Here is a 12420-nt window from a genome sequence, read left to right as displayed (position 1 = left end):
TAGACTGATAAAAAAATAACAAATCCCGAGCAGGAGATTTTGATGAAACAGGTGATTTTAAGTGGTGCAGCCGCATTGATAATGGCAATTCCGAATATCGGTTGGGCGGAATCAGACGATCGATTCAATTCACAGGAAAATATCGTTGTGGCGCAAACACAGGCGGGATTTGAGCGGTGGGTAAAATCCTTTCGCGCCAAGGCATTGACCAAAGGCGTGTCCGCAAAAACATATGACCGCGCATTTCGCGGTGTGAAATTAAACCAAACCGTAATCGGTTATGATCGCAAACAGGCAGAATTTTCGCGCCAGATTTGGGATTACCTTGATACCGCGACATCCCCAAAACGCGTGTCCAATGGTCAAAAGAAATTTAAATCCGAACGCAACACGTTGAAAAAGATCGAAGCCCGTTACGGCGTTGATGCAGAAGTAGTTGTTGCGATTTGGGGGCTGGAGTCATCCTATGGTGAAAACATGGGTGACATTAACATCGTCGAAGCCCTTGCAACCCTTGCTTATGAAGGGCGACGTCAAAAATTTGGTGAAACGCAATTGCTTGAAGCGCTGCGCATTATTCAACGCGGGGATATTACACCCAAACGTATGAATGGTTCATGGGCAGGTGCGATGGGCCATACGCAGTTTATTCCAACCAGTTATCAAGCCTATGCGCAAGATTTCACAGGTGATGGTAAACGCAATGTCTGGGATCCGCGAAACCCATCGGATGCGCTTGCCTCCACCGCGAATTATCTGAAAAAATTTGGCTGGGTCAAAGGCCAACCATGGGGGTTAGAGGTAATATTACCCTCTGGGTTTAATTATGGCAATGCGAGCTTAAAGGTGAAGGCAACGCCCGCACGCTGGGGCGAACTTGGTGTCCGGCTGGTCAATGGTGGTCGCATCCCAAATCATGGCGAAGGGTCGATATTTTTACCAGCGGGCGCGGATGGGCCTGCGTTTGTTGTGTTCAAAAACTTTGGTGTGATCAAACGATACAACAATGCCAATTCCTATGCGATGGCGGTGGGGCATTTGGCGGATAAAATTGTGGGTGGCGGTGAATTCGCACGTGAATGGCCGCGTGGGCCAGGGGCGTTAAAGCTTGCGCAAAAGATCGAGGTTCAGGAACGACTGAACAAAGCGGGGTTCGATGTTGGGGATGCCGATGGAATTCTTGGTCCAAACACCATCGATGCGGTTAGCGCGTTTCAACGTTCATTGGGAATGGTACCCGATGGCAAAGCAAACCAAGATTTGTTGAATTTGCTGCGCAAACGCACGCGTTAATTATTACCCCAATCGGCAGATTGCATTTCTCGCAAACGGCTGGCGGTGCGTTCAAATTCAAACGCGCCGCGCCCTGTGGTGTATAGCTGTTCTGGTTCGGTTGCCGCGGATGCGATCAGTTTTGTTTTCGCCTCATAAAGCGCATCGATCAGCGTGACGAAACGTTTTGCTTCGTTATTTTTGGCAGACGATAACGCGGGGATGTTGGTAACAATCAAAAGTTTGACCGATTTCGCAATTTCCAAATAATCCCCTGGTCCAAGCGGTTTGCCACAAAGTTCATCAAAGCTTGCCATTGCAGTGCTGTTATTGTGAAACGGCAATGTGATTTCACGGCCCTTTCGTTTCAAAACCAATGGGGTGGAATGCCCGCCTGATAGATCAGCCCAAAGCGTGTCGATCTGTTTTTGAGCAGCATCATTATGCGGAGTAAAATAAAGTTGTTCCTTGGCTAACCGATTTTGACGATGATCGGTTTCACTGTCCAGATTATGCAGCAACAAGTAATCTTGGATCAGATCAATAAACGGCACAAACAGTTGTCGGTTCAATCCATTTTTATACAGATCAGTTGGATGACGATTGGATGTGGTTACAACAATCACGCCCGCTTCGAACAGGTGTTCAAACAAACGCCCCACAATCATCGCATCAGCGATATCGGTGATTTGCATCTCATCAAAACAGAGCAACGAAGCATCCGCGATAATTTTTTGTGCCACGGGTTTAATTGCATCCTCAACACCTGTTTTGCGCACAGCGTGCAGGCTGTCTTGGATTTCTTGCATGAATGCGTGGAAATGAACGCGGCGTTTACGTTTGATTGGAGCGGTATCGAAAAACAAATCCATCAACATGGATTTCCCACGCCCCACACCGCCATACATATACAATCCTTTTGGACGCGGTGGTGCGACGCCAAACAAACCTGACAGTAACCATTTTGATTTGGGTTTATAATCAACAAGCTGTTCATGCAGATTTTGAAGCGCAACAAGTGCTTGGCGTTGTGCGGTATCATCGGTTAATTCACCAGACTCCACACGTTGATCATATGTTGCAATTGGCGTCATGAAAATTGTAACCCTTACAAAAATCTCTTTGACCTCAGATAACAACTTGCGCATCGTGTCACAATGGAAACTACCCAAAAGCAAAATTTATTCACACCAGTATTGATCGCCAGCTCACTGATATTGATGCTGGGCTTTGCGGTGCGCGCGTCTTTTGGTGTGTTTCAAATTCCAATTGCCCAAGAATTTTCATGGCTGCGATCCGAATTTTCACTTGCGATTGCGTTTCAAAATCTAGCGTGGGGATTTGGTCAGCCGATTTTTGGTGCGATCGCAGAAAAGCTGGGCGACCGAAAGGCAATTTTCATTGGCATTTTATGCTATGTCTTTGGCTTGGTTGCATCGAGCTTTGCAATCACACCTGCGGGGCATCAAATGCTCTCGCTATTTGTTGGCTTTGGCGTTGCGGGTATGGGATTTGGTGTGATCCTGGCAATCGTTGGACGCGCAGCATCGGATGAAAACAGATCAATGGCGATGGGTATCGCCACGGCAGTGGGATCTGTGGGGCAAATCATCGGCCCACCCGCGGCAGAATATTTGCTGACATATATGAATTGGTCGTCAGTGTTTTTGGTTTTTGCTGGCGTGATCATGGCCTCGGTTTTGTTGTTACCGTTTTTAAAAACAGATCAGCCGATTAAACGCGATGAATTGGATGAAACGCTTGGCGAAATATTGAAAAAGGCACTGTCTGATCCAAGCTTTACGTTGATTTTTATAGGGTTCTTTTCTTGTGGGTTTCAGCTTGCTTTTGTTACCGCACATTTTCCTGCTTTTGTGACCGAAATGTGTGGACCGATTGCCGCCGATGGTTTGCTGGCAAGTATTGGCGTTGGCACCACAAGCGCACTTGGCGCCTTGGCAATCGCTGTGATTGGTGCGGCAAATATTATCGGTACAATCGCAGCAGGCTATTTTGGCAAACGATATAAAAAGAAAAATCTGCTCATGTGGATTTACGTGGCACGTACCGTTGTTGCGGCGGCATTTATCCTGTTTCCAATGACCCCTGTAACGGTTCTTTTGTTTAGTTTTTCAATGGGATTGTTATGGCTGGCAACGGTACCGCTGACCTCGGGTTTGGTTGGTTATATTTACGGTTTGCGTTACATGGGCACGCTTTACGGGCTAGTGTTTTTTAGCCATCAATTGGGATCGTTTCTGGGTGTTTGGCTGGGTGGTCAGCTTTATGATATTTACGGCACTTACAACACTGTTTGGTGGGTTGGCGTCGGTGTGGGTGCATTTAGCGCCTTGGTCCACATTCCAGTCAAAGAAATCCCACTCAAGTTGCGACAAGCGGTTCGTGTCTGAATTGATTCAATTTTATCGATTAAATTTGCGCAATTAACGCAAGGCTAATTTTCTTGGCTTAGGTCTATTGCAAGACCACCAAGCAGGACTAGTTTTGACAAATATTGCATTTCTTGAACAGCAGCTGAAACAAGAACGTGCCGCGCGCATGTCCGCCGAAAACGCGTTGGCGGAATATCGGCGTCAGGTTGAAATCAAAAACGCTGAAAAACGCCAACTTACAGATCGTATTCTTTCGGCGATGATGGCGGCACCTGATGCGATGGCGCTGTTTGATAAAGATGACATATTGGTGGCGGCAAACAAGGCGTATTTAGACCCCATTGATGATCAACGGCTTGTGCTTGAAATTGGTATGTCACGATTGCAAATTTTGGAGAAAGTCGCAGCGGTTGGATTGCTTGATTTCAATGGGAAGTCTGCCAAAGAATGGTTTGCACAAACAGCGCCACAATGGCGATCTGCCGAATTTGGTGAAAGCACGTTACAAACAACCGATGGAAAATGGTATCGCGTTACAAATCGCAAAACAAAATATGGCGATAGCGTTACATATCGGGTTGATATCACATCCGAAAAACTGCGCTCTATTGAATTGCAAAAGGCGCGAGAGAATGCAGATCATGCTAGCCGTGTAAAATCGGCATTTTTGGCCAATATGAGTCACGAAATTCGTACACCAATGAATGGCGTAATTGGGATGGCGGAATTATTGGTTGAAACAAAACTTGACGACGAACAATTGCTGTTTGCGAATACGATCAAAAATTCTGGTGAAGCATTGCTGACAATCATTAATGACATTTTGGATTATTCCAAGATTGAAGCCGGGCAAATGGAACTGTTTCCAGAACCCTTTAATCTGGAAGAAATGGTTCTGGATTGTGTCCGATTGCTGCAAAGCAAAGCGAGCGATAAAAATCTCGATCTACTACTGGATTACGACATGTTTTTGCCGACGGGATTCGTTGGTGATGTCGGGCGCATTCGACAGGTTTTGTTGAATTTGATTAGCAACGCCATAAAATTCACACAGTTTGGATATGTGTTGATCCGTGTTGTGGGCGTGACGCAAAATGATACCGATTACAAAATCCACATAGCGGTCGAAGATACGGGTATTGGTATACCTGAAGAAAAGCAGGAACATGTGTTTAGTGAATTTAAACAAGTTGATCACATTGAAAATCGCAAATTAGAGGGCACCGGATTGGGATTGGCCATTAGCAAGAAATTGGTTGAAAAGATGGGCGGTGTAATGTGGCTTGATTCTGAGGCGGGAAAGGGATCCGTTTTTGGTTTTAAAATTGATCTTGTTTCACAAGAAAACGAAATATACCGCCAACCTACCGCACCAACGGAAATTCAGGATGTCATGATTGTTGACGATTTGGAACAAAATCGCACCATTTTGAAAAAACAATTGGGCGCGATGAATTTGCATTCGCATGAATTTTCAAATGTGGATCAGGCCGTCGATGCGTTCAAAGCGGGCATGCCGTGCGATATGGTTATTACAGATCACCAAATGCCAGAAAAAACGGGTGAGCATTTGGCAATTCAACTGCGCGATCTTGGATTCAGCGGCCCGATTTTTATGCTGAGCTCGGATCTGCGCAATTTAAAGCCTTCGCAGGTGAATACCGAATGTATTACGGCGATATTGCAACGCCCATCTTTGCGCAACGAACTTTATAAATCGCTGAACTGTGTGTTTGACACATCGGTAAAAACAAAACAAACATTGGTGGTTGGTTCATCGTCTATTCAAAATTTGGAAAATTTACCCGTCCTGTTGGCGGAAGATAACAAAACCAACCAATTGGTGTTTCGCCAGATGACCAAGGCGTTGAAGTTGAATTTAACGACCTGTCGTGATGGATTTGACGCAATTGAACAGTTTCAAATCACGAAACCCAGAATTATTTTTATGGATATATCAATGCCGGAATGTGATGGAGTGGAAGCAACCCAAGAAATTCGACGGATTGAAAAACGAAACAAAATGCCGCCAACACCCATTATCGCCTTAACGGCACATGCAATGGCAGGTGATCGGGATCGATTTATTGCCGCGGGTATGGATGATTATTTGGCAAAACCGCTAAAGAAAAAAATGGTGTTTGAATTATTGGAACGCTTTGCGCCCATGCTAACTCCAGAACAAAAGCTTTAGCGCCAATGCAACACAAATGGTCACGAGCATGGGTTTTATAATTGTGTTGCCCTTGCTAATCGCCAAGTTTGCACCAACACGCGCACCCAAAATTTGTCCACATGCCATGACCACCCCAATTTTCCACGAAATTACACCCAGAAAAACAAAGCTTACAAACCCACCAAGGTTAGACGCAAAATTAAACAATTTTGTTTTGGCTGTGGCGCTTAACACGCCATGCCCACCAAGTGCGACAAGCACAAGCATATAAAAACTCCCTGCACCTGGGCCAAATATCCCATCGTAAAATCCAACAAGTGGGAGAATTGCAACGCTAACCAATCCGATTGGTAGCAAGGATTTTTTGGATTGATCGTCCAGTTTTGGCTGGATAGCGAAATAAATTGCAATGCTGATCAAAACCACGGGCAGTACGATTTCCAATACTTCACTGGAAACATATGATGCGACATAGGCACCAATGAAAGACAGCACAAAACACAACAATGCAATAGGCCACTCTTTGCGAATATCCAAATGGCCCTTTTTCAAAAAAGTAATTGCGGCTGTTCCCGTTCCAAACAAGCCTTGAAATTTGTTTGTCGCAATCGCCTGAATTGGTGAAACACCCGCGAGTAACAACGCGGGAACCGTGATCAATCCACCGCCCCCAGCAATTGCATCAATTGCGCCTGCAAAAAATGCAACTGCAAACAAGATCAAAAGAATTGTGATTGTTGGATCGCTCATAGCGCAGCGCTATCAGCATCCCTTGTTATGGTCTAGCGCAATTTTGCGGCGTTAACCAATATGATGTTTGCCACGGGTTTTGGCCAATTCAACCTGTTTTTGACGCTCACGAAATCTGGTTTTACGCTCTTCGCTGGTGGTATCAATACATTGATGACAGCTCACACCTTTTTCAAATTCGGGGCGTGCGAAATCTTCGGGGGCAAGGGGCATACGACAAGCATGGCAAAGATCGTATTTGCCTTCTTCCAGCCCGTGTTTCACCGAAACGCGGCTATCGAAGACGAAACATTCGCCGTCCCAAGTGCTATCTTCTTGGGGGACTTCTTCAAGATATTTGAGAATGCCACCTTTCAGGTGATAAACATCTTCGACACCTTCGCCGAGCAGATAATTGGTGGATTTTTCACAGCGAATACCGCCTGTGCAAAACATCGCAACCTTTTTATTGTGAAAACGTTGTTTGTTTTCTTCCCACCAGGCGGGGAATTCACCGAATGATTTTGTCTTTGGATCAATCGCACCATCAAATGTGCCAATCGCAACCTCATAATCATTGCGCGTATCAATCACCACAACATCATCACGTGTGATCAGATCATTCCAATCGGCCGCATCGACGTAGTTTCCAACATTCGCTGTTGGGTCAACATTGGGTTGTCCCATTGTGACGATTTCTTTTTTCAGCTTCACCTTCATGCGGTTAAACGGCATTTCGCTGGCAAAGCTTTCTTTGTGTTCGAAATCTGCGCAGCCGGGCAAGGCGCGGATGGCAGACAGCACATTATCGATGCCTGTGCGCGATCCTGCGATGGTGCCGTTGATACCCTCAAACGCAAGCAAAAGCGAACCTTTTACCCCGTTTGATTTGCAAACAGCCTGAAGCGGAGCTTGCAGCGATTTATGATCTGCAAACTTGGTAAAATGATAAAGTGCGGCAACGATGATTTTTGTCATGCGCGCCATATACGCCTGTGCATGAGGTTCGTCCAGTGCCCACAATCAATCCAGATTGACCTTTCCGCGCAATGATTTCACTTGTCCGCGCTGTGTTTTTGCATCCATGCGGCGGCGTTGTGATGCGCGGGTGGGCTTGGTTTTGACGCGAAATTTTGGTCGCTGCATTGCGGCGGTGATCAATTCGATCAGTTTTTCACGTGCCAGTTCGCGGTTCAATTTTTGCGATCTGTGTTTATCTGCGGTGATGATAACCGCACCATCCTTTGTCCATTTTCGTCCGGCCAATTTACGCAGGCGGGTTTTAACGGGGGCGGGCAGATTTGGTGATCTGTCAGCTTCGAACCGCAATTCTACGGCGGTGGACACTTTGTTCACATGCTGTCCACCTGGGCCAGAAGCGCGTTGAAAACTTTCGCTTATTTCCCAATCTTGGATGGTTATGTTGTCATTAATGCGGATCATAATACCGTTTAACATGCAAAAAAGCCTGCGCCAAGGAACGCAGGCTTTTCTCGAGATTTAGAGGTGGCAAGCAAAACCCGGAGGCTTTGAGGCCAGATGTGTTCGTAGGAGGGCTGCCCCCTAAAAATGCACCTCGCTCGTATCCTTCACCAGCGGCTCTGTTTTCCCAATAATCATTGGCACCTCCTTTCTGATTGTTTCTGTGTCTCGGATCGTTGTCCGATAAACGAATCATGCAACGACTTTGGAAAAACTCCAAGCGTTTTTTTGAAACAGTTCAGTGAAAGTGGCGTGAATGCTTAGGCAGTGCGCAACGTGAGTTGCTGTGCCAACACGCGAAATGGAATCAGTGCAACCAATGCCAACACCAATTTTACACCCCAATCGGCAATGGCGAGTGAAACCCATAATGGCAACATTGCGCCCGCACCAAGCAATGGAACCATTTCATTTGCCCATGACACATCATTTGCGGGTTCGATAAATGCAAGGCCTGCAGAAAACGCGATGGTAAAGAAAATAGCCGTGTCCAATGACGATCCGATCAAAGTGGATGCAAGAGGCGCGCGCCACCATTTCCCCGAACGCAGGCGATCAAACACCAATACATCGATCAATTGCGCAACCAAGAATGCAGTGCCCGATCCAATTGCGATGCGCAATGTCACCAATGGGCCAAATTCACCGATGATCTGTGTTCCGATGAACGAACAGATAATGCCAACGATGAAACCAGCAAACACAACTTTGCGCGCCGCGGATGTGCCGTAAACACGGTTCATCAAATCGGTCACAAGAAATGCGAATGGATATGTAAATGCACCCCAAGTGAGCCAATCGCCCAACAAGAATTGCACAAGAATATTAGAGGCAACGACAATGGCTGCCATGGCGATGACGCCAATGATGATACCGCGATTCATAATGTACTCCGTTTTGAAAAGGTAGCGGACACTTTTGCTGTTCAGCAGCGCGGACATAGGATGTTATGATTTAAAACGCAAGCGGAGTCTGGATTTATACGCTATGCGGTTTAGGTAAGGGAAATCGTAAACGAAAGATTTGATGGGGTGTCGCATGAGACAATATCTGTTGGGGTTATTGATGGTGATGATCGGGGCATTCCCAGTGTCGGCACAGGATTTCACCCGCAGCTCTGGCAAGCTGTCCAACCAAGCGTTTTACAAATCAATTGCGTGCAAGGCTAAGCCTGGCCAAGCCTGCCAAACATCGTTGCGACGTTGGCCCAAGCAGTTGCGCAACAATATTTCGGTTGGGCTTGTTGGCGTGCAAGGCGTTTCAAAAAATGGTGCATATGCCGCCGCGACCGAGGCTGCGATCAAAAATGCAGTGCAACAAGTGAACGCCGTTGACGCGGGTGTGCAGTTGCGCTTTTATTCTGGGAATGCGGCACGAAATGCAAATATTCAGGTTCATCTGGTGAAACCGCGTGGCAAAAATCGTATCATCAAAAACACGGGTTATCGTTTTTTAGACGGGCAAAAGGCAAATAATGCAATTTCGGCAAGCGCGACAGTTGGTAAATATATCCTGTCTTCGGGAATTGCGGTTTCTGTTGATCGTGTGAAACAGTCGAAGTTGTCATCAATCCTGCTGGAAGAAGTGGTGCAAAGTTTGGGGTTAACTTGGGATATTCACAATCCCTATTACGATAAACGATCCATTTTTGCCCAAGTTGGCACCGACAGCATTACCAAACTAACAGGCCAAGATGCGCAAGTGTTGCGCATGCACTACCCAAATTAAAAACGCCCAAGGTGGGAACCTTGGGCGCGAAATTTAAACACCAACTTCGATGATGGCCTTGGCCAAAATCGGCACGGTTTTTTCTGTGATCCCAGCGATATTCATACGGCTGTCACCAACCATATAAATCGCGTGATCTTCGCGTAGCTTTTGCACCTGTTCAGGTGTTGCACCCACACGCGAAAACATGCCTCGATGTTCGGCCAAGAAACCAAAACGATCTGATCCGCTTTCGGCGCGCAATGCTTCGGCGAGCATTTGGCGAATGTTCAACATGCCAGTACGCACAGATTCCAATTCGGCCTTCCATTCCGCACGAAGTGTATCGTCGGTTAAAACCATCGTCACCAGACGTGCACCATGATCGGGTGGAAAGCTAAAGTTTTGGCGATTTAGATAGCTTAGGTTCGCTTGGGTAATTTTGCTTGCGGCTGCGTCAGGTGAAATTGCGATCACAATCCCGGCGCGTTCACGATAAATGCCAAAGTTTTTTGAACAGCTTGCCGCGATCAACATTTCAGGGAATTTTTGCGCAAGCAGGCGCGTGCCATATGCGTCTTCTTCCAAACCATCGCCAAAACCTTGGTAGGCGATGTCAACAAATGGAATTGCACCCTTTTCCAACAACAAATCGGCAACCAGCGCCCATTGTTCATTGTTCAAGTTTGCACCTGTTGGGTTGTGACAACAACCATGCAGCAAAACAACATCGCCTGATTTCACGCCTTTCAGGCTGTCCATCATGCCGTCAAAATTCACGGAACGGGTTTCATTATCGAAATAGGTGTATGTCGTTTGTGGCAACCCCATATGCTTGATAATGCTGGGATGGTTCGCCCATGTTGGATCGCTTAACCAAACGGTTGCACCGGTATCGGCCATTTTAACCAGTTCCATAATCTGGCGAATGGCGCCTGTACCACCGGGTGTATGTGCAAATGCCAAACGATCAGAATCCACAACGCCGCCTAAAACCATTTCTGACATCGCTTTGTGATAACCCGCATCACCGATCAGGCCAGTATAGCTTTTGGTTTGCTCCTGTTCCCACAATTGTTTTTCTGCATTTTTAACAGCGTGCATAATTGGCGTTTGGCCTTCGGCGTTTTTGTAAACACCAACGCCAAGGTCAATTTTGTTTGGGCGATCATCGGCACGAAACATGCCCATAAGTGCCAGAATTTTATCTTCGGGTTGTGCGTGAAGCGAAGTCAGCATGATAAGGTCCTGTTAACCTGTTTGAAGTGGTAAGTTTTCATCGGCGCCCCATTGCGCCCAAGACCCGTCATAAAGTGCTTGTTCAGTCACGTCTAGTCGTGCAAGCGCCAATGCCAAAACTGCCGCAGTCACACCAGAACCACAGCTGGTAATGATGGGCTTGGTCAGATCAATATTGGCGCCCTGAAAAACATCGCGCAAATCATCGACAGATTTCAGGTGGTTGTCTGGGGTCAACACCGCTTTGAAAAATACATTTGTTGAATTTGGAATATGCCCAGATCGCAATCCTGCGCGTGGCTCTGGCGTTTCGCCACGAAACCTTGCCGGTGGGCGCGCATCGATAACCTGTGCGGTTGTTTTTAAAACTTGGGTTTCATCGACAATGTTTTGCGCATTAAATTTTGCGCTGAAATTTCCAGTGTCGGGTTGGGTGGGCGTGGATTGTGTTGGCAATCCTTTGGCGATCCATTCAGGCAGACCACCATCCAATACGTAAACGTCATCGTGCCCCATCACCCGAAACATCCACCAAACGCGCGCTGCGGAAAACAACCCAGCACCATCATAAATAATGATTGTTGAATCATTGGATATGCCCATGTTGCGAACGGCGGTTTCAAACACTGCCGCGGTCGGCGCCATATGTGGCAGATCGCTTGATGTATCGGAAATTGCGTCAATATCGAAAAACTGCGCACCCGCAATATGTTGCGCTTCATATTCTGTGCGACCATCACGGTTTTCGGTGGGTAAATACCAAGACGCATCCAAAATGCGTAACTTGGGATCGTTAATGTGTTGGGCAAGCCAATCTGTGGATACTGTAACTTTCATATGCACACGCTATGACCACGTGAAAAAATCCGCAACACCAAAGGAAGCGTTAGCCGTGATCGCGTAGCAATCGTGATTTTTGTTTTTGCCAATCACGTTGTTTTTCGGTGGCACGTTTATCTGATTGGTTCTTACCCTTGGCCAAGCCGATCAACAGTTTCGCACGGCCCTTGTCGTTGAAATAAAGTTTGAGCGGAACCAATGTCATGCCCTTGCGCCCGATGGCCTGAAACATGCGCGCGATCTCGCGTTTTGATGCGAGCAATTTTCGCCGACGGCGTTCTTCGTGACCGAATGTTTTTGCTTGGGCATAGAGCGCGATGGAACTGTTGATTAACCACAATTCGCCGTTTTCGACATCGGCATAGCTTTCGGTGATATTGGCTGAATTTTCGCGCAGCGATTTCACCTCTGACCCCATCAAAACGACACCACATTCAAATGTATCTTGAATGGCATAATCATACCGCGCCCGCCGATTTTCGGCGACCAGTTTGTTATTGCTGTCGGATGGTTTCGTTTTTTTGGCCATGATGGATGGATATATGTCAATCAACGGCCAAGGCCAAGAGGCAGATTGCCTCT

Annotated in this window: 12 protein-coding genes; 4 read left to right on the top strand and 8 right to left on the bottom strand. The window is 46.8% G+C overall.

The genetic code is table 11. The annotated features are described in order from the left end of the window. Positions 1-42: 42 nt before the first annotated feature. Positions 43-1293 carry a lytic murein transglycosylase gene (locus BFP76_RS14375; protein WP_099594650.1) on the top strand — a complete coding sequence of 417 codons (1251 nt, stop codon included), beginning with the start codon at positions 43-45 and terminating at the stop codon, positions 1291-1293. On the opposite strand, the gene zapE is transcribed toward BFP76_RS14375, so the two are convergent. Next, a complete protein-coding gene (gene zapE / locus BFP76_RS14370; RefSeq protein WP_099594692.1) occupies positions 1290-2366 on the bottom strand; it encodes a cell division protein ZapE in 1077 nt (358 codons plus the stop codon). The two genes, BFP76_RS14375 and zapE, sit on opposite strands and share 4 nt — an antisense overlap. Before the next feature lie 63 nt (positions 2367-2429). Between zapE and BFP76_RS14365 the strand changes: the two genes are divergently transcribed. After that, on the top strand, positions 2430-3683 hold the full coding sequence (locus BFP76_RS14365) for an MFS transporter (protein WP_099594649.1): 1254 nt from the start codon (positions 2430-2432) through the stop codon (positions 3681-3683). Between the two features lie 94 nt (positions 3684-3777). Continuing rightward, on the top strand, positions 3778-5859 hold the full coding sequence (locus tag BFP76_RS14360) for a response regulator (protein WP_099594648.1): 2082 nt from the start codon (positions 3778-3780) through the stop codon (positions 5857-5859). On the opposite strand, the gene BFP76_RS14355 is transcribed toward BFP76_RS14360, so the two are convergent. The 4 genes from BFP76_RS14355 to BFP76_RS14340 form a co-directional block, all read right to left on the bottom strand. After that, positions 5836-6591, bottom strand: a complete 756-nt coding sequence (locus tag BFP76_RS14355) for a TSUP family transporter (protein ID WP_099594647.1) — start codon at positions 6589-6591, stop codon at positions 5836-5838. The two genes, BFP76_RS14360 and BFP76_RS14355, sit on opposite strands and share 24 nt — an antisense overlap. 51 nt (positions 6592-6642) lie before the next feature. After that, a complete protein-coding gene (trhO, locus tag BFP76_RS14350) occupies positions 6643-7548 on the bottom strand; it encodes an oxygen-dependent tRNA uridine(34) hydroxylase TrhO (protein WP_099594691.1) in 906 nt (301 codons plus the stop codon). Positions 7549-7593: 45 nt separating this feature from the next. Then, positions 7594-8013 carry an alternative ribosome rescue aminoacyl-tRNA hydrolase ArfB gene (gene arfB, locus BFP76_RS14345; protein ID WP_099594690.1) on the bottom strand — a complete coding sequence of 140 codons (420 nt, stop codon included), beginning with the start codon at positions 8011-8013 and terminating at the stop codon, positions 7594-7596. Between the two features lie 299 nt (positions 8014-8312). Beyond that, positions 8313-8936, bottom strand: a complete 624-nt coding sequence (locus BFP76_RS14340) for a queuosine precursor transporter (protein WP_099594689.1) — start codon at positions 8934-8936, stop codon at positions 8313-8315. Between the two features lie 154 nt (positions 8937-9090). Between BFP76_RS14340 and BFP76_RS14335 the strand changes: the two genes are divergently transcribed. Further along, complete coding sequence (locus BFP76_RS14335; protein ID WP_165775734.1) at positions 9091-9780, top strand: DUF2927 domain-containing protein; 690 nt, start codon at positions 9091-9093, stop codon at positions 9778-9780. 33 nt (positions 9781-9813) lie between these two features. On the opposite strand, the gene BFP76_RS14330 is transcribed toward BFP76_RS14335, so the two are convergent. From BFP76_RS14330 to smpB, 3 genes are read right to left on the bottom strand one after another with little or no spacing between them, the layout of a single operon-like run. After that, positions 9814-10998 (bottom strand): amino acid aminotransferase, encoded by a 1185-nt coding sequence (locus tag BFP76_RS14330; RefSeq protein WP_099594645.1) that lies wholly within the window; start codon positions 10996-10998, stop codon positions 9814-9816. Positions 10999-11010: 12 nt separating this feature from the next. Next, entirely contained in the window at positions 11011-11835 is an 825-nt protein-coding gene (gene sseA / locus BFP76_RS14325) for a 3-mercaptopyruvate sulfurtransferase (RefSeq protein WP_099594644.1), read from the bottom strand. Between the two features lie 49 nt (positions 11836-11884). Beyond that, a complete protein-coding gene (gene smpB / locus BFP76_RS14320) occupies positions 11885-12367 on the bottom strand; it encodes an SsrA-binding protein SmpB (protein WP_099594643.1) in 483 nt (160 codons plus the stop codon). Between the last annotated feature and the right edge of the window lie 53 nt (positions 12368-12420).

The sequence above is a fragment of the Paramylibacter kogurei genome (assembly GCF_002742285.1).
In the GTDB taxonomy this organism is placed as follows: domain Bacteria; phylum Pseudomonadota; class Alphaproteobacteria; order Rhodobacterales; family Rhodobacteraceae; genus Amylibacter; species Amylibacter kogurei.
The sequence above is the reverse complement of the archived record's forward strand: the minus strand, read 5'-3'. Positions and strand labels throughout refer to the sequence as shown.

Coding starts and splice junctions, on each gene's coding strand:
- BFP76_RS14375 (WP_099594650.1), top strand. CDS start 43: ATGAAACAGGTGATTTTAAGTGGTGCAGCCGCATTGATAATGGCAATT.
- zapE (WP_099594692.1), bottom strand. CDS start 2,366: ATGACGCCAATTGCAACATATGATCAACGTGTGGAGTCTGGTGAATTA.
- BFP76_RS14365 (WP_099594649.1), top strand. CDS start 2,430: ATGGAAACTACCCAAAAGCAAAATTTATTCACACCAGTATTGATCGCC.
- BFP76_RS14355 (WP_099594647.1), bottom strand. CDS start 6,591: ATGAGCGATCCAACAATCACAATTCTTTTGATCTTGTTTGCAGTTGCA.
- trhO (WP_099594691.1), bottom strand. CDS start 7,548: ATGACAAAAATCATCGTTGCCGCACTTTATCATTTTACCAAGTTTGCA.
- arfB (WP_099594690.1), bottom strand. CDS start 8,013: ATGATCCGCATTAATGACAACATAACCATCCAAGATTGGGAAATAAGC.
- BFP76_RS14340 (WP_099594689.1), bottom strand. CDS start 8,936: ATGAATCGCGGTATCATCATTGGCGTCATCGCCATGGCAGCCATTGTC.
- BFP76_RS14335 (WP_165775734.1), top strand. CDS start 9,091: ATGAGACAATATCTGTTGGGGTTATTGATGGTGATGATCGGGGCATTC.
- BFP76_RS14330 (WP_099594645.1), bottom strand. CDS start 10,998: ATGCTGACTTCGCTTCACGCACAACCCGAAGATAAAATTCTGGCACTT.
- sseA (WP_099594644.1), bottom strand. CDS start 11,835: ATGAAAGTTACAGTATCCACAGATTGGCTTGCCCAACACATTAACGAT.
- smpB (WP_099594643.1), bottom strand. CDS start 12,367: ATGGCCAAAAAAACGAAACCATCCGACAGCAATAACAAACTGGTCGCC.